The following is a 23,740-nucleotide window of genomic DNA, read 5'->3' as shown; positions in this document are numbered from 1 at the left end:
AAACGAAATTTAAATACTATTAGACTATAATTTCCACAATGCAAAAAAAGAAGGAACTCACAGACGAAGAGCTGGAAAAATTACTTATGGAGCAACAAGATCCTGCAAAATGTAAAATGAAGCCAGCTCATAAATATATCAAGCTAAAATCCACATCAAAGGATAACTGAAAAATCAAGGATGGAAAAAATGGTTTATGTTACTGGTTTCAGGTGTTTCAAATGCAACAGACATCATCTCCCTGAAGAGATCGAGAACAAACCCATTCCCAGGTGCTCAAACTGCAACTCCGGACTGGATGCTGAATATGATTATAAATCAATAAAGAAATCTCTTCTTACTGATTCATTCAAAAGAGGAACTCCAACCCACTGGAAATACTGGCCTTTCTTACCTGTGCGCGACCTCTCCAAAATCATCACTATGAACGAGGGAGGAACCCCACTGCTCGAAAACCAATCGTTGACTGATGAGATCGGATGCAAAAGGTTGTTAATAAAATACGAAGCCATGAACCCCACTGGTTCATTTAAGGATAGGGGGTCGTCTCTCGAAATTACAAAAGCCCTTGAGAACGAAAAAAAACAGGTGGTAGTAGCCTCAACAGGCAATATGGGAGCCTCAATAGCGGCTTATGCAGCCTATGCAGGTCTTGATTGTACAGTGTTCGTTCCCAATATTGTAGGGTCAGCCAAGATAAAGCAGATCAAGGCCTATGGAGCCGAGATGCAATATGTAAAGGGCGACTATGCTGTAGCAATGAACCTGGCCGAAGAATATGTGCTCAACCACCCGGACTCGTTTTTGACTGGGGATTATCCATGGAGAAGTGAAGGTACAAAGACTATAGGCTTCGAGATAGCTGACCAATTATACTGGCACATCCCTGATATTGTGATCGCCCCTATTGGCAACGGCACATTGATCTGGGGGATATTTGAAGCATTTAAGGATATGTTTGAGGTGGGTATTATCGAGCATAAACCAACCATAATAGGTGTTCAGGTGGATGAATGCAAACCTGTGGTAGATGCCTGGGAATCGGGTGCCAGGGATATTGTACCTGTTGACAACCCACAGACCGTGGCAACAGCTATTGCATGCGGAGATCCAATAGAAGGTCTCGGAGCACTGAGAGCTATCAGGGAGACTAAAGGTATGGGTGTAAGTGTATCTGATAATGAAGTAATAAAAGCCAGGGATTTTCTTGGCAGGCATGGGATTTTTGTGGAGCCCAGTGGTGCAGTAGCTTATGCAGGGGCAAGGAAAATATCTGAAAAGTTGAACGGTAAGACAGTAGTGTGCATGGGTACAGGGCACGGTCTGAAAGATATGTATGGTATTGAATAAAATGAGATTTCAGATGATTTATTTTTGGTAAATTCAATTATTGTTACGACCAGAATATAAGATTTAAGATAATTATAGTTCTTTTTTCAATACTAATGCATTTTCTCCATCGCTATAATATCCATTCTCCACCCAAACCGGAATGAAATCCCGCTTCAAATAGAACTGCTGGGCCGAAAAATTACTCATCCGGACCTCCAATCCGACCTCTTTTGCTCCTTTTTTTTTCAATACAGAACACATGTTCGTTAATAGATTAGTACCTATTCCCTTGTTCTGGTATTTTGGCAACACTGCAATGGTAAAGATCCTCCCCTTTCCAGGGATCGATAAAAAACCCACCACAAAACCGATTAATTTTTTTTGGTCTATAGCTACTAGAAATCCATCTGAGACGCTTTCATATAATTCCATGTAGGTATAAGGATCGTGTTCTTTGAATATCTCCTGTTCAATAGATATGACTTCTTGAAAATATTCTGGCTGAAATGGTTTAATAAAGAACAAATTATTACACCTTGATGCTAAAGGTTTAACAGGTCTTTCAGTTCTAATCCATCCCCACCCAGGGCTGATAGTCTATTAGAGATCTCGCTTACTTTTATGAATATCTCTTTTCGAGTGTCATCGTCCTTGATCTCTTTAATAACAATCTCGTTTTTAGTAAAACCATGGGACAATATTTCCTTGATGATCTCTCCATACTGAGAAGCAATAATTTTAATGCAATCAAATATTTCATTATTTACAATTGCATCTTTTTCATCGATTTGTACATTAGTAAGAGTTTTAGAAAAAATGTTATTATCATTATCAATATATTCTTCAATTTTCCTAACAAGTATTCCCAATTTGTTAAAATCTAAACGAGACTGCAAATCTTCATCTGATGTAATGTCTGTAGCTTCTTCTTCTTCTTTAATGTACATCAATGTTGCATTATTGATATCGCCAGGAATAGTAATATTGAATTTTCTAGTACCTTTTTTATTCTCAAGATCCAGCTGAAAGTCATCTCCGTTATAGATTCTTTTAATAAAGAATTCAGAAATATCAACATTTTTTATTTTATCTTCTTTATGTATCAGACCACTTTTTGACCAAATTGGTATAAACATCTCATCTATGAATTTTTTTAGAGGTATTTTTGTATCTGAGTATTTGGTATTATACGTATAAGAAAATCCATTGATATTCATTTTGATTGAACCATTTACACCTTCTGATGTTAAAGTGATCAAATGAGTTTTATTTGCACTATAAACCCTTAACCATAAAAATGGCTCAAGTTCTGAACGAATCTGTTCTGCTTTTTCCATCACTTCTTCTTTCGATCTGCGTGTAAGATCGTCTAAACTGGTTTTCAATTGATCTTTTTTTTTTTCAATACAAGTCGCATTCTTCTCAATTAATATGTCTCTACATTTTCCAATAGATTCTAATGCATACTTTTTTGAGATATCATTTAAAGAGTTCGTAAGTTCTGATGAATAATTTTCCATCATTGATGTTTCTTCTAAATAACTGAGTTCTTCTTTTCGAATTTTGGTATTTAATTCAATTGACTTATTTTCAATTGGAAGGATCTTCTCAATTATATCTAAAAAAACATTCAAATCATCAATGAAGTTTTTTTGGATTGGCATTTCTGTCGAATCTTGTAAAACAAAGGTCATCGAAACCTCACTCAATATTTTTATGTAACTTTAATAGTTTAAAAACGTTGCTGCTTGTCAATTATGAAATGATATTCATTATTTCAAACATTCCATCGATTATTTATACATTTAGATTAACTTTAGGTTCAAATATTGAATTTATCAATCTCTTGAATATGAAAGTAATCATTCCCGCTGCCGGAACAGGAACCCGCCTGTTTCCACATACACATACTAAGCCAAAACCAATGGTCTATATTGCAGGCAAACCGATAATCGGGCATATTCTTGATAGGATGATCGACCTCGAACCATGTGAGATTATTCTAGTAGTTGGATATCGAAAAGAATTGTTAATATCTTATGTAGATAAACATTATAAGGATATTTTCAATTTACGATATGTTGACCAGACTGAAAGGCTAGGCCTTGGGCATTCTATCTATTTGACCCGGGAATTTGTTGGCGATTCTGATATTATGATTGCACTTGGGGATATGATCTTTAAATCCGGTTATCTGGATTTTTATGAACAACATAAGAATAATGGACAATGTTCAGGTTCTATTGGGGTAAAGGAAGTAGATGAACCGGAAAAGTATGGTATCGTTGAATTAGAATCTGAAACATCATGCGTAAAAAACCTTGAGGAAAAACCAGAGCATCCTACCTCAAATCTTGGGATTGCCGGTGTTTATTTTATACAGGATACTGAAAAACTATTTGATATGCTTAATCGGATTTTAGATAATAATATTAAAACCAGAGGTGAATATCAATTAACAGATGCTCTGCAGGAGATGATTAAACGTGGAGGAAAATTCAAGACTTTCACTGTTTCAAGCTGGTATGATTGTGGACATGCAAATTCTTTGTTGGAAACAAATCGAGTGCTATTGGATGAAAATGCAACGTTGAATAATAAAAACGACATCTTGGATTCTGTAATAATGCAACCAGTCGCAATCGGAGAAAATGTTAAAATTTCAAAATCTGTTATAGGGCCATATGCATCTATTGCAAATGATACGATAATTAAAAATTCAATCATTTCAAATAGTGTTATCGGGGCTCGAGCACATTTAAAAACGGTAAATCTACAGTCTTCAATTATAGGTGATGATGCAAACATTATTGGTAAATATAATTCACTTAATATCGGAGATTCATCTTCAATTGAATTTTAGGAATGGATGACATGAAATCAATAGTAACTGGTGGTGCTGGGTTTTTAGGTTCACATCTTTGTGATCTTTTGTTAGATAAAGGTCACGATGTAATTTGTATTGATAATCTTGTGACAGGAAATACCAGGAACATTGAACATGTTAAATCGAATAAATTCACATACCTGAAACATGATATTACAAAACCGATTTATTTCGGTGATAAGATCGATTATATTTTCCATCTGGCAAGCCCTGCATCTCCCATCGATTATCTTGACCTGCCGATCCAGACGCTCAAAGTGGGAGCTCTTGGAACCTATAATATGCTGGGGCTTGCCAAGGAGCAGGGGGCACGTTTTCTGCTGGCTTCCACTTCAGAGGTTTACGGGGACCCGCTTGTTAATCCGCAGCCTGAGACCTACTGGGGTAATGTGAATCCTATCGGCCCTCGTGGGGTGTATGATGAGGCAAAGCGATATGCTGAGGCGATCACGATGGCATATCATCGTTTTCATGTTGTTGATACGCGGATCGTGCGGATATTTAATACATACGGGCCCAGGATGCGGGCAGATGATGGTAGGGTGGTGCCGAATTTTATTAACCAGGCGTTGAATGGAGAGGATATTACTGTATATGGGGATGGGAAGCAGACCAGGAGCTTCTGTTATGTGTCTGATTTAATTGATGGGATTTATCGTTTGATGATGTCGGAATTTGTGGAGCCTGTAAATATAGGGAATCCTGAGGAGATGACTGTGCTGGAGTTTGCCGAGAGGGTTATTGAGATTACCGGAAGAGATTCGAAGATTGTGTTTAAGGGATTACCTGTAGATGATCCTAAGGTTCGGAGGCCGGATATTGAAAGGGCTAAGGAAGTCTTAGGGTGGGAGCCTGAGGTGGGGTTAGAGGAAGGGTTGAGAGTGACGTTGAAGTATTTTGGAAATACTAAATAACTTAAGTATATAAATTTAATAATGAATATATTAATAATTTTTACTTAACTTCAAGGAGATATGAAAATAAAATCCGTAATACTTGCTGGAGGCTCAGGCACCCGTTTGTGGCCTTTAAGCAGAGAGCTATATCCAAAGCAGTTTTTAAAATTTTCAGGCAAATCATTATTCCAGGATACTCTGCTTCGGTGTCTTACATTATCAGATATTTCTGAAATATTTGTTGTAACCAGTGAAAGACAGAAGTTTTTCGTGTACGGCCAGATAGAGGAGCTTGAATTAGAACTTTTTAAAGAGAATGTCCTTCTTGAGCCAAATGGAAAAAACACGCTTCCGGCCATCTGTTTGGCTATGTGTGAGATTGAAAAGAAATACGGCAGGTCTGTTGTGGGTGTATTCTCTTCAGACCACATTCTGGACATAGAGGCAATGCAGACAATAGCTGTTGCAGAAAGGTTGACAGATAAGTATCTTGTGACATTCGGAATTGTACCGGAATCTCCACATACCGGTTATGGCTATATCAAAACCGGGTCTGCACTTGATGTGGGATTTGAAGTATCTGAGTTCAAGGAGAAACCCGGTCCGGAAGATGCAGAGATGTATGTTAAGAGTGGCTATCTGTGGAACAGTGGTATGTTCTTATTTGGCACTGAACTATTCCGAACAGAACTTCAATTACATGCACCTGGCTTGTGGAATGAGTTCTATAATTCAAACAGGAATGTTGAAGATATATATCTCGACATCCCTACTGTATCAGTAGATTACGGCCTTATGGAAATATCAAGTCGAGTGGCAGTTGTTAAACTTGATAATAAGTGGAGCGACCTAGGGAATTTTGAAGCAATGTTTGTTGAGTTCGATAAGAATGAACACGACAATGTTGTCTATAATTGTGTTGACGCTTCAATTGATTCAAAAAGGAATCTTATATTTTCATTAAAGAATAAGGCTGTTTCGTTGATAGATGTAGATGATATGGTGGTGGTTGATACCAGGGACGCTTTACTGGTATGTCCGAGAAGCAGCAGCCAGAAAGTCAAGGATGTTGTATCCCGCTTGAAAGAACAAGGCGATGAACGGGCAGATATTCACCAGACTGCATACAGGCCATGGGGAAGTTATACTGTTCTTGAGAGTTCAGAGAAGTATAAGATCAAGAATATCAGGGTGATGCCCAAAAAAAGGTTGAGTTTGCAGCTTCATGCTCACAGGAGCGAACACTGGGTGGTTGTGAAAGGCAGGGCATGCGTGCAGGTGGATGGGGAGCAAAGGTGTTTAGGGGAGGGGGAGAGTACATTTATTAGTGCTGGTGTGAAGCACAGGTTGTTTAATCCGGGTGTTGATGCTCTGGAGATTATTGAGGTGCAGTTGGGTGAGTATGTAGGTGAGGATGATATTGTGAGGTTTGATGATATGTATGGGAGGGTGTGAATATACATTTAATTGATGACAGAAGCAAGATGTCACCCTTTTTCAGTAATATTAGAAAATGAGGATCTCCCCAACATTGAGTGGGTACCCGTGCCCTTGTGCGTTCATTTCCAATGATGGAGCGTACTAAAGACCTTGCAGGTGTGAGGGGATCTCCCCCCTCAAAAATGTCTCATTCAATGAGTGGGTGTATCTTCGGGCAAAGGTGTACACAGTCCACTGATATCTGTTCTCATAAGCAGCCGCCAGTAAACTCAAAAGGTGAGGGATTAAAAGTGATTTCCCAACGACTAAAAGCAGACCGATCTTGGTCAGTGATAAACAATGTGAAGGTTTAAAAATCACAAACCGTGAATAACATCCACAACCCCGATTGCAGCGATGGGATTGCCATCTTCATCCTTTATAGTGGTCACTGTTACAGGAGTGCCATTATAAGCACCTGTCTTTGGAATGGTTCGAATTGTTGAGTTTGTCTCAAGAGCCATTTCAAGTACTGGTCCGGAATAATCATTATCTACCACTTTTCCATTTTCGATCCTTACACCGCGTTTATTCAGCGTCCGCATGGTGATTGGAAGCCCTATTATTGCTTCATGAATGGCCAACGCAATTGGTGCAATATCTTTACTGGTTGAATCGGCTGTAACCATTAAATCAGGATATTCCATTATCTTTCCCTCCGAACTGAACTTTATAGTTCCAGGCTTTGAACAACATCTACAACCCCGATTGCAGCAACCGCGTTGCCCATTTTATTCTTAATGGTGCTTACAACTATTGGAATACCTTTGTAGGTACCAGTCTTTGGAACAGTTTTAATTGTTGAATTTGTCTCAAGAGCCATTTCAAGTATAGGCCCTGAATAATCATAATCCATTACTTTCCCCTTTTCGATCCTTACACCACGTTTGTTCAATGCACGCATCGTGACCGGAAGTCCTGCTACCATCTCATTGATGGCAAGTGCTATTGGCGCGATCTCTTTGCTTGTTGAATTAGGTGTAATCTTTATACTAAGAGAATCCATTGTCTTTCACTCCAATAAATGTTAATAAATTGCTCGTATAAATTCTTATCTATTATATCTAACTTCTAATATACCCATTTGTCGTTAGTGGCAGCCCATGCAGCCAAGGCAGTCCTGCCCACATACATATTCATCCCTGCCACCATCGAACTGGGCAAGATCACACAGATGAGCGCACAGTTATCTATGTTACAGGTAACGGCCTTAAGGACCAGGAGACCCTGATCAAACACACCAGGATGCCACAAGCCATCAAACCTAACTTTGGTGAGTTCGAGAAACAATATGAACAATTAGTAGTAACGTAAATGATAATAGTTATGAAAAATTGAGGTGTAAAATAAATGGTAAAAGTACGATTCTCATCGGCATTGAACAGCGTCACAGGGACCCGGGAAACCACACTGGATCTGGGAGATACCACTGTAAAGGGTGTATTCGATGAACTTATAAGCAAGTTCGGTGAGGAATTTGAGAATAGGATATTTGAAAATGGAGAAATACGCAGGTTCGTTAACGTCTATGTAAACGGCGAGGATATCAGGCATGAGTCGGGTCTGGAGACTGCTGTCACAGACAGCGACGAGATATCCTTACTGCCCGCAGTGAGCGGAGGATAAAGAGCTTAAGTATGATTAAGATTTCTGAAAACGTGGGAATGTGAGTATAAAGGCTGCAGGGCCATATGCTGCAAGCAATCCACAAACCATCTTTGATGTGAAAAAGATCGCCCAGCTCAAGAACCAGAAACTCTGCAGGGATCTCAGGGACAGTAAAAAAAAAATACAATCTCAAACGAGGTAAAAAATGACGAAATTGCTATTAGTATTGAGTAAGGACCCGTTCACCACCGAGATACCGGATCTGGTGATCGATATTGCCAATGAGGCAAAGACTAAAGGAGCTGATGTATCCCTGTACCTGATTGAGGACGGTGTTACAGCTGCCAGGAATCACGAGTACGGTCAGAAACTGGCCGCCATCCAGCATCGTGGCGTCAGGGTGTTCGCAGACGATAAGAGTGTAATGTCCAGGGGCATCCATGACAAGCTTATAAACGGCGTTGAGATCAAGGAGATCGGGACCCTGCTGGATTTCATTGTACAAGATTACGACAGGACAGCCTGGTTCTAGAGGTGAATATGACAGAAGGAAAACAACTTACCATAGTATCTGTACGGGGCCCATACGGCGACGAGGCACCTTTTACACTGCTGAGACTTGCCCATGCTGCAAAAGAAAAAGGCATAACATTGAATTTCTTTAACTACCTGGATTCCACATTGATAGGGAACAAAGGTCAGGTACCAAAAGAGTACCCGGCAGTGGAAAAGTTATTTGCTGATGTATTAAAGAAAGGACTGAAAAAGCCAAAAGCAGATGCTATCGCCTGCATTAAGTGCACTGACAGTCGCGGTGTAACCGATACCCAGACTGAAGGTGTGGTCATAGGCGGGCTTTATGATCTGGCTGAATGGATAGCCGAGTCTGATAAGACTATTTTGTTGGGGTGATAAAGATAAGTAAGAAAGTGAATATAATAGTAACACAACCTCCATACGGCAAAGAAGAAGTGTTCGGGGCCATTCCCCTGGCAGCCACCCAGTCTGCAGCAGACAATGAAGCTAGTATCACGTTTGTCAGTGGTGCAGTTCACGCAGTGGTCAAAGGCCAGCAGACTGGTTACGGCGACGAGGCAACATGGGGCAAGCATGTCCCGCCTCTGGAGAATGAGATAAAGAATAACCTGGAACTTTTTGAGATTTATGCCCTGGATAGGGACCTTGATATCAGAGGTATCACTGATACGGAGATAATTGAAGGTATCAAGAAGACTACCATCAGCGAGCTGACCGATAGGATACTGGAAAGTGATGTTACACTGGTATTGTAATAGGTGAGGATTGTGACAGATATTGTAGCTGATTTCGAGCTGGATGTAAGGGGGGAATGCTGCCCCTATCCACTTGTCAGGACAAAAAAACAGGTAGATAGCTTAGCGCCAGGTGAAATACTTAAGGTGATCGCTGATGATCCGGTTGCGCCCCAGAATATTGACCAGTGGTCAAAAAAAAGCGGTAATAAACTACTTGCAGTTGAACAGCAGGACGGAGAATACATCATCTTCGTTGAAAAGACATAACTCTTTTAATATAACAAAGCAGTATGATAAATATGAAATTAGGAATACTGCTGACCACACCCCCATCGCATCAGAATACGCACAGCGTTATTGAGATCAGCAAGGCATCCAGGCAGAAAGGTCATGAAGTTAGCATTTTCATGATGGCAGATGGTGTGTATAATATTTTGCACCAGCCTTTGCTGGATCTGGAAAAGAGTGGTGTTTCCCTTTCAATGTGTGCTCATAACGCCTCCCAGCGGGGGCTTGACAGGGTTGAAGCTGTGCTGTGGGGCAGCCAGTATGATTTGGCTGCACTTGCCAATTGTAGTGACAGGTTTCTGACGTTTTAGGTGATTGAAATGAAAAAGAATATTGCAGTGATCATAAGGCATGCACCGTTCAGGACAATCAGGAACAAGGAAAGCCTCAGGATGTGCGTGGGTGCGACACTGGAGGACAATGAGGTTACTGTGATATTCTTAGGTCCGGGAGTGGTTAGTGCCGGGAATATCCAACCAGCCATCATTGATGCACCTGACCTTGAACCGGAATTTGAAACCTTCAGTATGATAAATATCAGGCGCCTGGCAGAGCAGGGTGCCATTACGAAATACAATACAGATCTACGGGATGGCATTGAGACCGTTGATAAGAATGAGATTGCACGGATACTGGCCGAAAGTGATGTGGTAATACCATGGTAGGAATTCTACATATCATCAAACGTCATGGTGATGATATTGCACTTGACATCATTCGAGAGCAGCTTAAATTTGGGAGTATATCGGTACTTCTGATGCAGGACGGGGTGATTGATTGCGATAAGTTGGATCTGGATGTAATCATATATGCTTCAAAAACAGACGTGGTTGCAAGGGGGATTAAGACCTGGATAAAATTGCTTGATTATGATGAGATCGTTGATCTGATATTTAATTCTGAAAAAGTAATTTGCTGGTGAAAAAGTTTGATAAACGACGAGAGGGGGATTCGAACCCCCGAGGTCGGAACGACCACAGGATTAGCAATCCTGCGCCATACCAGGCTTGGCTATCTCGTCACCTTGGCGGCATCTACATTGTATTTTCAATATTTAACACTTTTCTCTTTTTGTAATTTCAGTAGTACTTGAATACTGTAGTATAAAGTCTGGATTTATTTGCCCATCGACATTATTTATAAAGTAGTTATAATTTACTTACAACTTGCACTATCTCTCTGGTCACATCCACACCACATGCTTCAAATATACCCCTCGCGGAAGGCGTGCCATTTACCTCTAAAATGCTCAATCCATCAGGCCCCTCTACCATGTCCACTCCGGCATATACTGCACCCACTACTTGTGCAGCACCGCAAGCCAGTTCTCCAATCTCAGAGGTCACGGTACAGGGTTCAGGAGTCCCGCCCCTTGACAGATTGCTTATCCATGAACCTGAAGGTGCAGCCCTGTAGATGGCTCCTGCCACATGGTCGTCCACCACAAATGCCCTGATATCCCTACCCGGATTTGGAATATACTGCTGCAGATACAAAACTCCCCGTTTATCAAGAGCATTTTGCAGTACTTTCCTGGTTCTGTCATTATCCTTTGAACAATGAATATCCTGCCCCTTAAATCCAAAAATAGGTTTTACTACTGCTCTACCCCATTTTCTAATAGCTATAAATGCCTCGTTAATATCTGCTGTTATCATTGTTTCAGGTGTGGGAAGATTATGCTTATTAAATAGATATGATGCCATGTGTTTATTGGCTGATACCTGAATGGCCTCAGGAGGATTTACTATCAACACACCCGACCTTTCCAGGTTACACAGCACATCAAACCGGTAGGACATATCTTCACCACCCCCACCACCCACATCCCGTACAATGACCGCATCCAGTGTTTCCAGGTCAAGGTCCCCTGTGGTGATGTGAATATCTGCCACCAGTTCTGTACTGACATCATGAAGCCTGAACATGAAGGGATTATTGCCGGTCTCGGTTACGGCACTATATATAGCATGTGCGGTCCAATCCCGGGATTCCGTCACTGCAATTCCTATGCGTTTCATGGTATCAGTCCTTTAATGTTAATGGGCTTGATCTTTAATTGTTCCATTATACAGGATTGAAGATTGACAACATGCTCAACCACATCAATAATCCCACCATCCGAAGTAGCTACCATCTTATTGCACTTCTTAAGGTCAAAGTCCGTATGTTTCGATGTCCTGGCACATCCTGAAATTCCCATATCTTTCATTTTCTTATCTACCTGGCGGACCATCTCTCTACTCTTGCTTATCTGGCTGTCAAATACTATTTCAACCCTTTCAGGATTATGTAAAGCTAACACACTTAATAGCTCATGGAGTGCCTGTTCAGTATCATCCGAGGAGTGAAAATTCCTGAACACGCCCCTGGTATCCCTTAAAAACCCGTCATCGCATAGATAAACAGAGTCCCCTCGTACGGCAGATTCCACCCCGATAAGGATATTATACCCGTCTATCCAGACCTCATTATTATCAATATCACCGCAGCCCACTGTTTTTGCCCTGCGGCTGGTGATAGTGCTCTGCGGGTACAGAACCCTTGTAAAAACATGCCTGATCTCCAGATCCAACATGTGATGATTGCAGACATACGTGATGGCACTCTGCTTGGGATAACCTCTCTCAAGAAGATAACGGATTTCACTGACAGCAGCTTCCAGATTGAGCATATCAATATTCCAGATTGAACCTTAGCAGGGCAGCTATACCGCCAAGGTTGTGCAACCTGTGTCCTGGCTCAAACTCAGTACTGAAGACCACAACCTTTCCCCTGCTATGCTCGATACTCAAGAGAAAAGCATCGATATCATGCCCCTTCTCACGACCTTCTCTAAGCAGCTCATCTGTTATGAGAAGTGACTCCACAGCTCCCATATCCCTGGCTCGCTTCACATCATCCCAGCCATATACGCCCGCTCCATTTGTGGCAATCATGGCCATCAATTCTTCGATCAGCCTGGCTTCCTTTGATATCCTTGATTCTTCCACGATCCTGTCCACTGCACCCCGGCGCAATACCTCCTGGAACCCGGAAATGCCAATGGAAACAGTATCCTCGGTCCTGGACCGCACAGCCAGTTCAGGATTTTTTGTTTCCAGATGTTTCATGAAATCGTCCTTAGTAAACCCCGGGCCTGCCACGATCACTGCTTCGGTGCCGCTTGCGGCCTGGCTCAGCTGCTTTATAACTGAATTGAAGAAGTCCTCCCTTGAGCTTGTTTCTCCTTTGCCGGATCCCATTTTAACAGTGGAATATTCCTCCACCCCATAATGGCGTACCAGTCCGATTGAAGTTTCCCCTTCCTCAATGGTCAGGATCACCACCCGGGGTCGTTTTGCAGCTGCTTCGGCCTCCTTTATGCGCTCAAGCTGGTCATTCTTCCAGGTCTTGATCACGGACAGGTTGGTGCTTTCCTCAATATTCAGGGTGTGGTATGCTCCTACATCCTGGCCGCTCTCGATCACCCCGTGCAGACGCAAGCGGTTCGAGAATTTATGAAATTCCAGGCTTTCTATGCGTACTCCCAGACGCATCGGTTTTTTTTCAATCTTCTCAGGCCGCAGTTTATCGGTAGCCCCTTCTACCCTGCGTTTTGTCAGTGCAAATACAAGATCTCCGGGCTCAATAATATATTTCAAATGCCAGAGGTCGTCAAGAGTCTCAGGTGTCAGGGCGATCTCACCTTCTCTGCCCTTGAGTGTTCTTTTACTGATTCTCATCTGAAACTTATAAGGTCGTGGAGACTTATGTCAATTACTATTTGAATTATCTGTTTTTTCTTCTAGAACCCTGATAGAAATGTCCACACACTTCTGAAGTATATCATTGACTTCTCCGCCATTCACATCAAGCCCTGCTGCACCATCATGACCGCCGCCCGTACCGTTAAAATTACCGCTGACCTCTTCTAATATCTTGCCCAGGTTGATCCCCGCATCAATGGCATTGCGCCTTGCCCTGCCGCTTATCCTGATCAGATCGTCCTTATCGGCGGCACCCACAAATGCCACGTCAGCACCTATATGTGTCAATACACCTGCTGCAGCCCCGCCAAAAGAACTGATGATACTGGTAACAATGATAAATTCTCCGACCCTGTGGATATTGGCTCGCATAGCAGCTTTCAGGGTGGCGATCCTCATGCTGATATCCTGTGGTGTGGATGCCAGGATGTCTACCACTTCACCATAATTCACTCCACTGGATTCGATTATCTGGGCCATTGTCCTGAATGATTTGGGTGATGCATATTTGAAATTACCTGTATCTGTGATTATACCTGTAATAAGGGCTATAGCAGGTTTTCGCATGATCGGTGCCTCCATACACTGAAGAATGTCAAATACGATCTCGGCTGTGGAACTGGCATTCTTGTGGATATAGAACTTTGCATCATTCTTTAGGGAACATGTGGAATGATGGTCCACAACTGCATATTCAGATAATTCCACTCCTGCTAATTGGGCCTTTGTACTGGTATCCACGATCACAGTAAAATCATAGTTTTTAGGGTCAGGATTTTCAATCACAGTAATATCTAGTGATTTTACGATCATGTTGGCCACCCGGTTGCACCCGTCAACGACCCCCACCACTCCACCTATGGCCTCCGCTAATGTATATGCACTGCCTACTGCATCCGGGTCAGCATTACGGTGGCAGAGAAAAAGAATATTAGTATAATCCAGGAGCCGGTTATAAAAACCGAACTCGTCGACTTCCATGGCCCTTGTGCCCTCTAATGAGATTACTCAGCATGCAAGCCTGGAGAGCCAACAGATGTCTTTAGTTGTTCCTGTAATTGAGTGAACCGCTTCTGGATACGTTCTTCCTGTCTTTTTATTGTCTGAAGTCGTAAGTCAAGTGTTTCCTTCTTTTCCTTCAGATCCTCTACAGTTTTGTCCTTATCAGCTTTTATCAAAAAAGTGCCAACATTTTTAAAAACGGGCACATCATTATCGATCTTTTCAAGCTCATCAAGAGCCATATCAGATTCTTTGATCATGATCTCCAACTGATTCTTTTGTTTTGCCAGAGCCTGAGCTTGCTGCTGCACCTGCTGCAGTTGTGCTATCTGGTTCTGGACCTGTGGGGGTAATTCTCCGCTCATTATTATTCACCAATAGTTTAATTTGAATTCCATCACGGCAACATAGTACTTTTAATTTTCTATTACCGCTGCCATTTCTCCTGCTATCTTTATAAGTCGCAACCAACCATTCAGGCCAGCCCTCATTGAAACCAGGTCATCTGATCGTATCTTTAGAACAAGACAACTTCCATCAATTGAAAGTTCTGAGTAGATACGTGAATGATCCCCACCCAATTCAGGCAACAGGGACTGATATACCACCTGTACGTCCTTATCCAGATCAAAAATGAATTCTGAAAAGACTTCCAGAGTGATCCACCTCCCTTAATAGTTGCACCTGATAATGGCATCTATAAGAATATTGATTTATTCTTATATCTCCTTGATTTTCTTAAACTGCATCTACCCTTTTAATAAGCGTGGGTCTTTGCTTCATCAATATCCGGTGCCCGCAATAAGGACACCTGATACCCATCACTTCATAATCTATCTCGACAGAATGTTTGCACCTGGTACAAATGTATACCATATTTCAAATCACCTGCTTAGTCCTTACAAAGGTTCAGTTATATCTGAATCAGATTCTATTTCAGAAACAACGTCTTCGGATACTGCCAGTGTCTCTTCAATTTCAGCTTCAGGGACCAACTCTTCATATTTATCAAATACATCTGTTTCCATAGCTTTCTTCAAAGAACGGGTAGCTACCAAACCAACTGATGTCCGGGGTACATATGTGCCACCTGAGAAAGTATGGTTACATTTCTTACAGCTCCAAATACCAGTATCGGTACGACGAATTGCAATAATCCCACACTCGGGACATTTATATCCCTGTCTCATACGTTCTTCAATATCTGCAACCAGCTTGCGGTTTTTTGTGCCGTAACGTACACCAAACCTACCAGCGGAACGGGTCTTACGTCCTTTACGGGTAAATTTTTTTGCCATTTCTTAAATCTCCAGGAATTTTTCTCTTATTTCCTGCGCCTTTTTGGCGGCGACTTCCACTATATGATTAATCTGATCTGTGGTCAATGAACCATTACCGCTTTTTTGCATACCTGAAATTGCACCTTTCTGATTTGTTATTACAGTTAACGTGCAATTTGCAGCTCTTTCCTCTTCAAGGGATGGATCAAATACAATCCCACCTGCTATATCGACTGCTGTTACTGATATGGGTATATCTCTAATCGGTAATGGTATATCTTCACCTTCTCCATAGCGCTTACCAGGAATTTTAGCTGTTAGCAGAGCTGCTATTGCACCCAATGCTGCTGCATCCATAATATTGCCGCCGGCATCAAGCACATGGACATCAATGAAGATCATCCAGACTTTCTCCCCCTCTTTAATACACAACTTGCTTAAATCAATTGCGCCTGATTCTCTGACCCCCCGGTCTACGACCCTTGCAAGTTCAATGGCACCTTCCCTCGGTGGTCCTGATTCAAATTCCGGGGAAGCTAGCGGGATCAGTTCCAAACTGGTAATTATAACACCTTTATCCGGAGTGTCAGGGAAAGGAGTTCCAGGTTGTATCTTCACACCTGCGATTATCTTGGTGTCACCAAGTTCTACACGGGCAGAACCTTCTGCTTTATTAATAAGACCAGTCTCCATCTTGATCTCCCTGGTCTCTTCAAAACCACGACCATCCAGGCGCTCGCCCCTGAGCATAAGATTATATAGGTGATCTTTCTGAATTATTGAAACAATTTCCTGATTCATTAAAATGCCTCCTCCTTCTTGTCAGATTCATCAATAATACTCTCGTCTTCCTCTTCTGGTTCTTCGGTTTCAGTGGTTTCCTCTTCAGAGGTGTCAGAAGTCTCTGAGGTTTGGGTTGATTCTTCTTCAACGTCCTCTTCGATCTCTTTATCTGATTCGGCTTCTTTAGCATCTGCAGCTTTTACCCCTTCAACTTCAACCGCTTCAGCCACTGATTCTTCAATTACTTCTTCAGGTGCTTCCTCAACAACTGCTATCTCTTCTATCTCTTCCTTTTTGGCATAATAATCCAGAAGTGCTTCTCTCTGGAACTCATATACCTGTCTGCATCCTTCCTGAGCCATTTCCAGAGCTTCTTTAAACTGTTCCAGGGTCAAATTGCCGTCCATTTGCAGTAAAGTGATCTTTCCATCAGGGGTCATGGCTATAGGCATATCTGCCTGACCATAATTATCCTCATCCTTATTCAGGTCCAACACTAATGTTTCATCCACTTTTCCCACAGCACATGCACTGACAAGTCCCCTCATTGGAATACCTGCATCTGCTAAGGCTACTGAAGCAGCGTTTATTGCTGCAGTTCTTGTCCCTGCATCTGCTTGCAGAACCTCTACAAAAATATCAATAGCAGATTTTGGGAAATATTCAGTAAAAACCATATCTTCAAGGGCTTCCCTGCTAACTTTTGAAACCTCTATGCTTCTGCGATCCGGTCCGGGACGTTTTCGATCTTCCACTGAAAAGGAAGCCATATTATATTTGTATCGGACTATTGCCTTGGTAGATTTCTGCTGATGCCTGGGATGAACTTCTCTTGGCCCGTAAACTGCTGCAATTACCTTATTGTTACCCATTTCAAGATAACATGAACCGTCAGCCCGGCTGAGCACTCCCACTTCAATTTTTATGTCTCTGATCTGGTTCGCCTTTCTGCCGTCAAGACGAAGACCATTATCATCTATGAACTTTTCTGGTTTATCGTTCATTTTTCAATTCCTCTCTTTCTTCTCGTTCCACTCTATAACAATTCTTCAGTCCAGAAGCTCGTTTAAAATATCTGGACTTTCCTGATCAACTTCACTCGTCTCATTTCCTTTCAAGAACTTGCTGATCCGATCGGTAAGTCCGTTCGTGTGGGCTTGTGTTTCTATCAGAGTTATGGTCTCTATAGCCTTATCCACACCCCTTTCCTTACCCGTGATCCATATTACCCCATTTTGTCCTACGAAAATATTGCACTTAGTTGCATTTTTCAACATGCTAATCATAGAACCTCCCCTGCCTATGATCCTTGGTACCTTTGAAGGTGTAACTTCTATAAGCCTGCCATTGATGATACGTTTTAACCTGCTGTCTCTCATAGTAAGTTCGATCTTCATGGAAGGTGACACCTCTTTTACCATCACGAGGACTGAATCGCCCACGTTCAGGTATTTCATCATTTCATCTGACTCAATTCGTCTTGGGTACTCTGATATATGAAGCAAGCCCTCGTAAGGTGCTTTTATATCCATGATCCAGTTTGAAAATGTGATCTCGCTCACTGTGGCAATGATCAAATCGCCTGCAGAAGGAAAATATTTCCCTGATATTGGGACTACCCTGATCTTGTTCTTCTCATTGACAAGTCCATACAGGTTCGCGTACACTTTACCTTCCTGAATAAAAGTACCTTCACCCGCCTTTTTGACATCATCTGAAAGAAAATCGCCCGGGATTACGATTCGTTTATCCATTTTTACCTCTACCATGATCTTGATAATAATTTCATTTTAAAATTTTGAGTTCAGCACTTCCTTTGGTAAGGCTGTTGGCCAGACCGAAAAAGTCATCCTGCAACCCTGCCGGGATAGTGATCACACCGATCCACGAACCATCGTTTTGCCATTCTTCTTTTTTTAAGGTGCCAAATTTTGCTATCGACCCATATGCTTTTGGAGCATACTCTTTACTGATCTTGACAGCGATATTCACTTCTTCAAAACGGATAGGTATCACAGGTCTGATCGCTTTCATTACGATATTTACCTGCTCATCAACGCTTTTAATGGGGTCTATATGCACACCTGCTTCTTCCATTGCGTGCTCTATCCGGGCAGGAGGGTGGGGTGTCTTTGTTTGAGGATTAATAGCATTTGCAGCAATAAAACTGATTATTTTTCGCTTTTTCTCATCCAATATTCTCTTTCGCTGCTCTGTTGTCAGGTGGATCTCACCGTGCAAAATTATATGTTTTGCAATTTCATAGATATCTTTTGTCTCAAAAGTGCTGTCAATATCCTCTTCTGCAGGACGATCCCCTCTACTGGCATTTTCAAATACTTCTTCAGCAGCCAGGATATTTTCTATATCGATATCATCTCCTCTTTTAAGGGAAAATGCTCCTTCAGGGTCAACATATACTTCGAATTGTTTACCCCCTTTTTTTAACCTTGCAATTACTGCATCATCTAACGTGACCATGTTCAACACAACGGAAAAATTTATTTGAAGAGATTATTCAGGTGTCTCTTCACTACTTTCTTCTTTTTCGGATTCTTGTTCTGAAGATTTAGAATCCAGTACAACCTGTACGTAAATGGCCACTTCTTCCGGGCTCAGTTTTTTGAATAATTTTGGTTCAAGTTCTACCAAACCCACCTCAATGGTAGCTGCATCGAACCTGCCTTCCGTGGTATTATGCAGGGCTTCCAGACCAAGTATTATTGCTTCTTCCAATTTGATATCATTATGATATTTCTCTTCGAAGACTTCCATTACCTCGGCACGGCCCGCACCAATCCCTGTAGCATTATATTCAAGTAGAGCGCCACTAGGATCTGTCTCGAATAATCTTGCTTCGCTATCTTCAACACCAGCAATTAACAGAGCAGTTCCGAATGGCCTGACGCCTCCATATTGGGTATAAGTCTGTTTGAAATCACATATCTTCTTGGCAAGTACTTCTACTCCAATCGGTTCGTCATATGATACTTTATTAATCTGGGCTTCAACCCTTGCCCTGTCGATCAGGGCCCTGGCGTCAGCAACAAGACCTGAAGTTGCCGCACCCATATGGTCATCAAGCTGGAATATCTTTTCAATGGACTCTGCTACCAGCAGTTTGCTGGTCACGCGTTTATCAACTAGTAATACTACACCATCTACTGCTTTTACCCCTACAGCTGTAGTACCCCTTTTCACTGCTTCCCTTGCATATTCTACCTGAAACAATCTCCCGTCAGGGCTGAAAACTGTAATTGCCCTATCATATCCCATTTGAGGTGCCATCTGCATAATCAATCAATCTCCTTATTCTCCAAATCAAAAACCGTTATACCAAGATATTTGGTATTTGAACGGTCTAATATCTTCTTATATTTTGGGTCTTCTGACAATAAATCAATTTCGTCATTATTCTTGTTAACGATACTGCCAAAAACAATATTTTTGTCAAATACTATCTTACATTCTTTTGATTTTATGTTTTTTTCCCTATCTGGTTCGGCAACAGTTTTGTTTTGAGTTAGTAAATACTTTTCTGTTGCTCCCAGGACCGTACCCGATATACCCAGTATGCTTATCCTAACGCGGGCACCTCTTATGGATGAAACACAAGCCAGTACTGCCCTTGATTCCCATACCCGGTCTGCCGTACACTTGATAATACCTTTGTTGTTTTCAAATGAAAGAAGGCGAAGTCCCAGTTCGCTGCTGCCCATGTCTCCAAATAGCGTGGCAGCCGAATACAGGACCTCATTGATAAAGTCCTTCCTTGTAATAGTATCTTCAGCTACCAGGGAAAATGCCATATATCTCTTAGATTCCCGGAGGGTTGGAGGCAAGATCTTCATTCGAGCACCTCTACTCCATCCATAATCCTGTTATGGTCCAGATTTCGTTTGATAACTGCCTGGGGGACTGATGAAAGTGCCTGTAATGCTTCATTTTGAGTCATACCCATTATCATACCCAATGCCATCATTTCCCTGGGTCCTCGCAGGTCATAGTGAGATTTTGCATTGCTTGTTATAATCATGGGGACATCATATTTTCTAGCCAATTGAACATTCTTTCTCAGTGCTGAGAGTATCTTGATCCTACTGCCACCCCTTTGCATTATAATAGCATCGGGATTGAAATCTAGTGCTACACCATTATAAGATGCTGCTTTTGCCAGAATATGGTTCAAAGGAGATCCTCTGGAAGCGGAGTGGGACAGAATATCTACCCTCCCCTCCTCAAGCGCAGCACGATTTACCTCCTCAGAGCCGCCAAAAACAATGATTATATCAGCTTTTTCTCTTAATTTGCCCGCATTTTTTTTCATTTTAGAAACATTATCCTCTTTAATTTCAATCCCGGTATAAACGTCAAAATTTTTAGTAAGATGTGTGGGAATATCTGGCGACAAAATTACGTTACCTGGATTTATTGAACTTAAACAAATACCAGAGTACCCCAGCTTTTTTGCTTCTAGTACCATCCTGTTTGGGGAATCAGCGAAATCAGGTTGAGAGTGGACGTTTAGATCATAAAATTTTGAACTTTTAATTATGCCCACAATTCACCTCACTAAATAATTCCTTTGCCACATATATTGCTTTTTCCTGTTTTGCCGGATAAGCCTTTAATTTTATTCGAAGGAGAATAGCATCAGATATCTGTGCCATTTTCAAATTACCCTTATAAGCTTCTTGTTTATCGAACCTTAAATAAAGGTTACACTCTTCATCAATCCGCAGTGGAAGTTCTGTGACAATTCTGGATAATTCCTCAGGATCAAGGTGCTGCTTAATCAGGTCTATTACATACTTGCCGTCCTTTTTCTTTACAATTTCTGCTTCCAGGATTGTAATTAAATTCCCGTAGTGACCTGACATGATACTTTCATGGATAATGTCGGGTTCATCATTTCCAGCATCATCCCTTTGAGGGAAAAATAGTCTAAGAGCAGAGCGGACCTTTTCCGTGTCTTCAGTAGCTTGAGAGCTTGTACGCAAATAGATATGATGGAACATGCTACCAGCTTATATGCCTAAAATAAAAAAATAGTGGGGTGAGAACTGGTGTTCTCACTTTCCTAGATTACCATGAGATCTGATACTAGGTCGGGTCTTTTCAGTACCATTACCCCGCTTTCGCTGGCCCCTTCCTTTGGTACCAGCACTGGTCTTGCCCCTGAATACACGACCTTTTTGATTAGGATTGCATACCCAGTTCAGATTTGGATCGCTTTTTATGACAGGGTGGCTTGGGTCTACCATAATTACCTCGTACCATTTGCGCTTTCCATCTTCGGCTACCCAGTATGAATTTAATATCAGAAGGTTAGGAAACCGGCGTGCAGTCCTTTCTTCAGCTATGCGCTGGATGCTCTTGCCCCTTGTGATCTTGCGCATGCCCATACGCTTGGTCCTGCGTCCTCTTATATACCGGGATTTCCGGGCACTTCCACGCCTGACACTTGCTCTTGCCAGTACGATGCCCTGTTTGGCTTTGTAACCAAGACTGCGGGCACGGTCCAGCCGTGTGGGTTTATCTATCCTCTGGACAGCAGATTCCCGTCTCCATTCCTGGAGTCTGTGCCATCTGAGTTCATGAACATAGGTTTTGTCTGGATCTTTCCAGGCATCCCTAATATGACCATACATTGATTTTGCCATGTTTCGTTGTCTCCTAATAGTGTTTCCAAGTTTCACGGTTCAACCCCTTAGGGGCCACATTCCTGCGGGACTTATCCCACCTATGAAACTGGCATTTAATGAACGTGTAATGATACTTTGATGGGTAATAAAGTTTGGGGATAGAAAAAAATTGAAATTTAACGTTAATCATTGATCAGTCGTATAATGTTTAAGCACAATTATTGGCAACTAAATACACTCATTTTATATTATCCTGCAATGTATTGAATAATAAAATTTATTATTACTTAAATTACGTAATTTATTTAAAGAACTAAAAACTCATAGAATATCCTCGGGATTAGAGGTAATTGTTCATGCAAAACATTAAAATCGCAATTGTAGGGATCGGAAATTGCGCCAGTTCATTGATCCAAGGTATCGAATATTACAGGAGCAAGAATCAGAACGATGCTTCTGGACTGATGCACTGGGACATTGATGGGTACAAACCTTATAATATTGATGTTGTAGCTGCTTTCGATATTGATAAAAGAAAGGTGGGAAAGGATGTTTCAGAGGCTATTTTTGCATTACCTAACTGCACAACAGTGTTTTGTGATAATATACCTAAGTCAAATGTCAAAGTAAATATGGGACAAATACTTGATGGTTTTTCAGAGCACATGAATGATTACGATGAGAAACACTCTTTTGTCAAAGCTGACGAAAAAGAATTATCTAAAGAAGACATTGTAAAAATATTGGCAGATTCGGGTGTGGAAATACTATTAAATTATTTACCAGTAGGTTCGGAAGAGGCTGTACGGTTCTATGCTGAGTGTGCTCTTGATGCCAATGTTGGTTTTATTAATAATATGCCCGTGTTTATTGCCAGTGACCCTACATGGGCACAAAGGTTCAAAGAAAAGGGTTTACCCATAATCGGAGATGATATCAAGGCCCAATTAGGAGCCACTATTACCCACAGGACACTGGCCGATCTATTTGAAAAAAGGGGGGTTAAGATCGAACGAACTTATCAGTTAAATACCGGTGGAAATACGGATTTTCTTAACATGCTAAACAGAAGCAGGCTTGTTTCGAAAAAGACATCCAAGACCGAATCTGTCCAGTCAGTAATTGCCACAAGGCTTGATGATGAAAATATCCACATAGGACCCAGCGATTATGTTCCCTGGCAAAAGGATAATAAGATCTGCTACCTGAGAATAGAAGGCAAGTTGTTTGGAGATGTTGAAATGAACCTTGAACTGCGGTTATCTGTAGAAGATTCTCCCAACTCTGCCGGGGTAGTCATCAATGCAATACGATGTTGTAAACTGGCTCTTAATAGAGGTATTAGCGGAGTGCTGTTCTCTCCATCGGCTTATTTTATGAAACATCCTCCTAAACAGTTCACAGATGATGAAGCTTATCGTTTAACAGAAGAATTCATTGCTGGAAAACGTGAGGATTAAAACTTTTTACTATATTTTTTTCAAGGCTTTTAATATTTTTATAAAATTGTTGGACGA

Annotated in this window: 37 protein-coding genes and 1 tRNA gene; 15 read left to right on the top strand and 23 right to left on the bottom strand. The window is 41.5% G+C overall.

Translation table 11 applies throughout. From position 1 onward, the window contains the following. Positions 1-189 precede the first annotated feature (189 nt). A complete protein-coding gene (gene thrC / locus IBX40_02220) occupies positions 190-1,350 on the top strand; it encodes a threonine synthase (protein ID MBE0523140.1) in 1,161 nt (386 codons plus the stop codon). Positions 1,351-1,422: 72 nt separating this feature from the next. On the opposite strand, the gene rimI is transcribed toward thrC, so the two are convergent. Together rimI and IBX40_02210 are read right to left on the bottom strand one after the other, a co-directional pair. Then, positions 1,423-1,857 (bottom strand): ribosomal protein S18-alanine N-acetyltransferase, encoded by a 435-nt coding sequence (gene rimI / locus IBX40_02215; protein MBE0523139.1) that lies wholly within the window; start codon positions 1,855-1,857, stop codon positions 1,423-1,425. A 17-nt stretch (positions 1,858-1,874) separates the two neighbouring features. Continuing rightward, entirely contained in the window at positions 1,875-3,026 is a 1,152-nt protein-coding gene (locus IBX40_02210; GenBank protein MBE0523138.1) for a hypothetical protein, read from the bottom strand. A 158-nt stretch (positions 3,027-3,184) separates the two neighbouring features. On the opposite strand from IBX40_02210, the gene IBX40_02205 reads away from it, so the two are divergent. From IBX40_02205 to IBX40_02190, 4 genes are all read left to right on the top strand, one after another. Beyond that, positions 3,185-4,195, top strand: coding sequence for an NTP transferase domain-containing protein (locus IBX40_02205; protein MBE0523137.1), 1,011 nt, complete (start codon positions 3,185-3,187; stop codon positions 4,193-4,195). An 11-nt stretch (positions 4,196-4,206) separates the two neighbouring features. Next, positions 4,207-5,133, top strand: coding sequence for an SDR family oxidoreductase (locus IBX40_02200; GenBank protein ID MBE0523136.1), 927 nt, complete (start codon positions 4,207-4,209; stop codon positions 5,131-5,133). 60 nt (positions 5,134-5,193) lie between these two features. Continuing rightward, positions 5,194-6,570: a mannose-1-phosphate guanylyltransferase/mannose-6-phosphate isomerase gene (locus tag IBX40_02195; GenBank protein MBE0523135.1), complete on the top strand. Its 1,377-nt coding sequence runs from the start codon at positions 5,194-5,196 to the stop codon at positions 6,568-6,570. An 80-nt stretch (positions 6,571-6,650) separates the two neighbouring features. Beyond that, entirely contained in the window at positions 6,651-6,908 is a 258-nt protein-coding gene (locus IBX40_02190) for a hypothetical protein (protein ID MBE0523134.1), read from the top strand. A 3-nt stretch (positions 6,909-6,911) separates the two neighbouring features. Here the strand turns inward: IBX40_02190 and IBX40_02185 are convergent, their stop codons facing one another. From IBX40_02185 to IBX40_02175, 3 genes are all read right to left on the bottom strand, one after another. Beyond that, positions 6,912-7,241 (bottom strand): DUF2111 domain-containing protein, encoded by a 330-nt coding sequence (locus IBX40_02185; GenBank protein ID MBE0523133.1) that lies wholly within the window; start codon positions 7,239-7,241, stop codon positions 6,912-6,914. Between the two features lie 23 nt (positions 7,242-7,264). After that, on the bottom strand, positions 7,265-7,585 hold the full coding sequence (locus IBX40_02180) for a DUF2111 domain-containing protein (protein MBE0523132.1): 321 nt from the start codon (positions 7,583-7,585) through the stop codon (positions 7,265-7,267). Between the two features lie 80 nt (positions 7,586-7,665). Then, on the bottom strand, positions 7,666-7,884 hold the full coding sequence (locus tag IBX40_02175; protein MBE0523131.1) for a hypothetical protein: 219 nt from the start codon (positions 7,882-7,884) through the stop codon (positions 7,666-7,668). Positions 7,885-7,944: 60 nt separating this feature from the next. Here IBX40_02175 and IBX40_02170 point away from each other — a divergent pair, with 60 nt between their 5' ends. Genes IBX40_02170 through IBX40_02130 form a run of 9 tightly spaced genes read left to right on the top strand, consistent with a single transcriptional unit; the run spans position 7,945 to position 10,686 of the window. Beyond that, a complete protein-coding gene (locus tag IBX40_02170; protein MBE0523130.1) occupies positions 7,945-8,220 on the top strand; it encodes a MoaD family protein in 276 nt (91 codons plus the stop codon). 40 nt (positions 8,221-8,260) lie between these two features. Then, positions 8,261-8,404, top strand: a complete 144-nt coding sequence (locus tag IBX40_02165; protein MBE0523129.1) for a hypothetical protein — start codon at positions 8,261-8,263, stop codon at positions 8,402-8,404. A gap of 3 nt (positions 8,405-8,407) precedes the next feature. Next, a complete protein-coding gene (locus IBX40_02160; protein ID MBE0523128.1) occupies positions 8,408-8,734 on the top strand; it encodes a DsrE family protein in 327 nt (108 codons plus the stop codon). 8 nt (positions 8,735-8,742) lie between these two features. Further along, positions 8,743-9,114 (top strand): DsrE family protein, encoded by a 372-nt coding sequence (locus IBX40_02155; GenBank protein ID MBE0523127.1) that lies wholly within the window; start codon positions 8,743-8,745, stop codon positions 9,112-9,114. Between the two features lie 17 nt (positions 9,115-9,131). Further along, positions 9,132-9,494, top strand: coding sequence for a DsrE family protein (locus IBX40_02150; protein MBE0523126.1), 363 nt, complete (start codon positions 9,132-9,134; stop codon positions 9,492-9,494). A 12-nt stretch (positions 9,495-9,506) separates the two neighbouring features. Then, on the top strand, positions 9,507-9,743 hold the full coding sequence (locus IBX40_02145; GenBank protein MBE0523125.1) for a sulfurtransferase TusA family protein: 237 nt from the start codon (positions 9,507-9,509) through the stop codon (positions 9,741-9,743). Positions 9,744-9,775: 32 nt separating this feature from the next. Next, positions 9,776-10,075, top strand: coding sequence for a DsrE family protein (locus IBX40_02140; protein MBE0523124.1), 300 nt, complete (start codon positions 9,776-9,778; stop codon positions 10,073-10,075). Between the two features lie 9 nt (positions 10,076-10,084). Next, complete coding sequence (locus tag IBX40_02135) at positions 10,085-10,429, top strand: DsrE family protein (protein ID MBE0523123.1); 345 nt, start codon at positions 10,085-10,087, stop codon at positions 10,427-10,429. Next, the gene (locus IBX40_02130) at positions 10,423-10,686 is read left to right on the top strand and encodes a sulfurtransferase TusB (GenBank protein ID MBE0523122.1); all 264 of its coding nucleotides are present in this window, start codon (positions 10,423-10,425) and stop codon (positions 10,684-10,686) included. The genes IBX40_02135 and IBX40_02130 overlap by 7 nt, the downstream gene beginning before the upstream one ends. A gap of 14 nt (positions 10,687-10,700) precedes the next feature. Here the strand turns inward: IBX40_02130 and IBX40_02125 are convergent. The 18 genes from IBX40_02125 to IBX40_02040 form a co-directional block, all read right to left on the bottom strand. After that, a tRNA-Ser gene (locus IBX40_02125) sits at positions 10,701-10,785 on the bottom strand. Between the two features lie 127 nt (positions 10,786-10,912). Further along, entirely contained in the window at positions 10,913-11,785 is an 873-nt protein-coding gene (locus tag IBX40_02120; GenBank protein ID MBE0523121.1) for a RimK family alpha-L-glutamate ligase, read from the bottom strand. Beyond that, positions 11,782-12,438, bottom strand: a complete 657-nt coding sequence (locus IBX40_02115) for a DUF434 domain-containing protein (GenBank protein ID MBE0523120.1) — start codon at positions 12,436-12,438, stop codon at positions 11,782-11,784. Before IBX40_02115 ends, IBX40_02120 begins: the two co-directional genes overlap by 4 nt. Before the next feature lies 1 nt (position 12,439). After that, on the bottom strand, positions 12,440-13,489 hold the full coding sequence (locus tag IBX40_02110) for an mRNA surveillance protein pelota (GenBank protein ID MBE0523119.1): 1,050 nt from the start codon (positions 13,487-13,489) through the stop codon (positions 12,440-12,442). Between the two features lie 30 nt (positions 13,490-13,519). After that, on the bottom strand, positions 13,520-14,494 hold the full coding sequence (locus tag IBX40_02105; GenBank protein MBE0523118.1) for a DHH family phosphoesterase: 975 nt from the start codon (positions 14,492-14,494) through the stop codon (positions 13,520-13,522). 23 nt (positions 14,495-14,517) lie between these two features. Next, positions 14,518-14,880, bottom strand: a complete 363-nt coding sequence (locus IBX40_02100) for a prefoldin subunit beta (GenBank protein MBE0523117.1) — start codon at positions 14,878-14,880, stop codon at positions 14,518-14,520. 51 nt (positions 14,881-14,931) lie between these two features. Next, the gene (locus IBX40_02095) at positions 14,932-15,150 is read right to left on the bottom strand and encodes a hypothetical protein (protein MBE0523116.1); all 219 of its coding nucleotides are present in this window, start codon (positions 15,148-15,150) and stop codon (positions 14,932-14,934) included. A 103-nt stretch (positions 15,151-15,253) separates the two neighbouring features. Next, positions 15,254-15,391 carry a DNA-directed RNA polymerase subunit P gene (locus IBX40_02090; protein MBE0523115.1) on the bottom strand — a complete coding sequence of 46 codons (138 nt, stop codon included), beginning with the start codon at positions 15,389-15,391 and terminating at the stop codon, positions 15,254-15,256. 23 nt (positions 15,392-15,414) lie between these two features. Beyond that, complete coding sequence (locus IBX40_02085) at positions 15,415-15,813, bottom strand: 50S ribosomal protein L37ae (GenBank protein ID MBE0523114.1); 399 nt, start codon at positions 15,811-15,813, stop codon at positions 15,415-15,417. Positions 15,814-15,816: 3 nt separating this feature from the next. Beyond that, positions 15,817-16,596, bottom strand: a complete 780-nt coding sequence (locus IBX40_02080) for an exosome complex protein Rrp42 (GenBank protein MBE0523113.1) — start codon at positions 16,594-16,596, stop codon at positions 15,817-15,819. Next, a complete protein-coding gene (locus IBX40_02075; protein MBE0523112.1) occupies positions 16,596-17,582 on the bottom strand; it encodes an exosome complex exonuclease Rrp41 in 987 nt (328 codons plus the stop codon). The genes IBX40_02080 and IBX40_02075 overlap by 1 nt, the downstream gene beginning before the upstream one ends. Positions 17,583-17,627: 45 nt before the next feature. Beyond that, positions 17,628-18,332 carry an RNA-binding protein gene (locus IBX40_02070; protein ID MBE0523111.1) on the bottom strand — a complete coding sequence of 235 codons (705 nt, stop codon included), beginning with the start codon at positions 18,330-18,332 and terminating at the stop codon, positions 17,628-17,630. Between the two features lie 31 nt (positions 18,333-18,363). After that, complete coding sequence (locus IBX40_02065; protein ID MBE0523110.1) at positions 18,364-19,059, bottom strand: ribosome assembly factor SBDS; 696 nt, start codon at positions 19,057-19,059, stop codon at positions 18,364-18,366. Between the two features lie 33 nt (positions 19,060-19,092). After that, on the bottom strand, positions 19,093-19,872 hold the full coding sequence (gene psmA / locus IBX40_02060) for an archaeal proteasome endopeptidase complex subunit alpha (GenBank protein ID MBE0523109.1): 780 nt from the start codon (positions 19,870-19,872) through the stop codon (positions 19,093-19,095). A 2-nt stretch (positions 19,873-19,874) separates the two neighbouring features. Beyond that, positions 19,875-20,429, bottom strand: coding sequence for an RNase P (locus IBX40_02055; protein MBE0523108.1), 555 nt, complete (start codon positions 20,427-20,429; stop codon positions 19,875-19,877). Continuing rightward, entirely contained in the window at positions 20,426-21,139 is a 714-nt protein-coding gene (locus IBX40_02050) for a ribonuclease P protein component 3 (protein MBE0523107.1), read from the bottom strand. Before IBX40_02050 ends, IBX40_02055 begins: the two co-directional genes overlap by 4 nt. Further along, on the bottom strand, positions 21,126-21,596 hold the full coding sequence (locus IBX40_02045; GenBank protein ID MBE0523106.1) for an exosome subunit: 471 nt from the start codon (positions 21,594-21,596) through the stop codon (positions 21,126-21,128). The genes IBX40_02050 and IBX40_02045 overlap by 14 nt, the downstream gene beginning before the upstream one ends. A gap of 54 nt (positions 21,597-21,650) precedes the next feature. Next, complete coding sequence (locus tag IBX40_02040) at positions 21,651-22,241, bottom strand: 50S ribosomal protein L15e (protein MBE0523105.1); 591 nt, start codon at positions 22,239-22,241, stop codon at positions 21,651-21,653. Between the two features lie 338 nt (positions 22,242-22,579). Between IBX40_02040 and IBX40_02035 the strand changes: the two genes are divergently transcribed. After that, complete coding sequence (locus tag IBX40_02035; GenBank protein MBE0523104.1) at positions 22,580-23,683, top strand: inositol-3-phosphate synthase; 1,104 nt, start codon at positions 22,580-22,582, stop codon at positions 23,681-23,683. Positions 23,684-23,740: the final 57 nt, after the last annotated feature.

It is taken from the genome of Methanosarcinales archaeon (assembly GCA_014859725.1).
Classification (GTDB): domain Archaea; phylum Halobacteriota; class Methanosarcinia; order Methanosarcinales; family Methanocomedenaceae; genus Kmv04.
Note: the sequence above shows the minus strand (reverse complement) of the source record. Positions and strands in the feature narration are given on the sequence as shown.

What these genes read in the sequence shown, in the direction of transcription:
- thrC (MBE0523140.1), top strand. Translation starts at nt 190, where the DNA reads ATGGTTTATGTTACTGGTTTCAGGTGTTTCAAATGCAACAGACATCAT.
- IBX40_02210 (MBE0523138.1), bottom strand. Translation starts at nt 3,026, where the DNA reads ATGACCTTTGTTTTACAAGATTCGACAGAAATGCCAATCCAAAAAAAC.
- IBX40_02205 (MBE0523137.1), top strand. Translation starts at nt 3,185, where the DNA reads ATGAAAGTAATCATTCCCGCTGCCGGAACAGGAACCCGCCTGTTTCCA.
- IBX40_02200 (MBE0523136.1), top strand. Translation starts at nt 4,207, where the DNA reads ATGAAATCAATAGTAACTGGTGGTGCTGGGTTTTTAGGTTCACATCTT.
- IBX40_02195 (MBE0523135.1), top strand. Translation starts at nt 5,194, where the DNA reads ATGAAAATAAAATCCGTAATACTTGCTGGAGGCTCAGGCACCCGTTTG.
- IBX40_02185 (MBE0523133.1), bottom strand. Translation starts at nt 7,241, where the DNA reads ATGGAATATCCTGATTTAATGGTTACAGCCGATTCAACCAGTAAAGAT.
- IBX40_02170 (MBE0523130.1), top strand. Translation starts at nt 7,945, where the DNA reads ATGGTAAAAGTACGATTCTCATCGGCATTGAACAGCGTCACAGGGACC.
- IBX40_02160 (MBE0523128.1), top strand. Translation starts at nt 8,408, where the DNA reads ATGACGAAATTGCTATTAGTATTGAGTAAGGACCCGTTCACCACCGAG.
- IBX40_02155 (MBE0523127.1), top strand. Translation starts at nt 8,743, where the DNA reads ATGACAGAAGGAAAACAACTTACCATAGTATCTGTACGGGGCCCATAC.
- IBX40_02140 (MBE0523124.1), top strand. Translation starts at nt 9,776, where the DNA reads ATGAAATTAGGAATACTGCTGACCACACCCCCATCGCATCAGAATACG.
- IBX40_02135 (MBE0523123.1), top strand. Translation starts at nt 10,085, where the DNA reads ATGAAAAAGAATATTGCAGTGATCATAAGGCATGCACCGTTCAGGACA.
- IBX40_02130 (MBE0523122.1), top strand. Translation starts at nt 10,423, where the DNA reads ATGGTAGGAATTCTACATATCATCAAACGTCATGGTGATGATATTGCA.
- IBX40_02120 (MBE0523121.1), bottom strand. Translation starts at nt 11,785, where the DNA reads ATGAAACGCATAGGAATTGCAGTGACGGAATCCCGGGATTGGACCGCA.
- IBX40_02115 (MBE0523120.1), bottom strand. Translation starts at nt 12,438, where the DNA reads ATGCTCAATCTGGAAGCTGCTGTCAGTGAAATCCGTTATCTTCTTGAG.
- IBX40_02110 (MBE0523119.1), bottom strand. Translation starts at nt 13,489, where the DNA reads ATGAGAATCAGTAAAAGAACACTCAAGGGCAGAGAAGGTGAGATCGCC.
- IBX40_02105 (MBE0523118.1), bottom strand. Translation starts at nt 14,494, where the DNA reads ATGGAAGTCGACGAGTTCGGTTTTTATAACCGGCTCCTGGATTATACT.
- IBX40_02100 (MBE0523117.1), bottom strand. Translation starts at nt 14,880, where the DNA reads ATGAGCGGAGAATTACCCCCACAGGTCCAGAACCAGATAGCACAACTG.
- IBX40_02090 (MBE0523115.1), bottom strand. Translation starts at nt 15,391, where the DNA reads ATGGTATACATTTGTACCAGGTGCAAACATTCTGTCGAGATAGATTAT.
- IBX40_02085 (MBE0523114.1), bottom strand. Translation starts at nt 15,813, where the DNA reads ATGGCAAAAAAATTTACCCGTAAAGGACGTAAGACCCGTTCCGCTGGT.
- IBX40_02080 (MBE0523113.1), bottom strand. Translation starts at nt 16,596, where the DNA reads ATGAATCAGGAAATTGTTTCAATAATTCAGAAAGATCACCTATATAAT.
- IBX40_02075 (MBE0523112.1), bottom strand. Translation starts at nt 17,582, where the DNA reads ATGAACGATAAACCAGAAAAGTTCATAGATGATAATGGTCTTCGTCTT.
- IBX40_02070 (MBE0523111.1), bottom strand. Translation starts at nt 18,332, where the DNA reads ATGGATAAACGAATCGTAATCCCGGGCGATTTTCTTTCAGATGATGTC.
- IBX40_02065 (MBE0523110.1), bottom strand. Translation starts at nt 19,059, where the DNA reads ATGGTCACGTTAGATGATGCAGTAATTGCAAGGTTAAAAAAAGGGGGT.
- psmA (MBE0523109.1), bottom strand. Translation starts at nt 19,872, where the DNA reads ATGCAGATGGCACCTCAAATGGGATATGATAGGGCAATTACAGTTTTC.
- IBX40_02055 (MBE0523108.1), bottom strand. Translation starts at nt 20,429, where the DNA reads ATGAAGATCTTGCCTCCAACCCTCCGGGAATCTAAGAGATATATGGCA.
- IBX40_02045 (MBE0523106.1), bottom strand. Translation starts at nt 21,596, where the DNA reads ATGTTCCATCATATCTATTTGCGTACAAGCTCTCAAGCTACTGAAGAC.
- IBX40_02040 (MBE0523105.1), bottom strand. Translation starts at nt 22,241, where the DNA reads ATGGCAAAATCAATGTATGGTCATATTAGGGATGCCTGGAAAGATCCA.
- IBX40_02035 (MBE0523104.1), top strand. Translation starts at nt 22,580, where the DNA reads ATGCAAAACATTAAAATCGCAATTGTAGGGATCGGAAATTGCGCCAGT.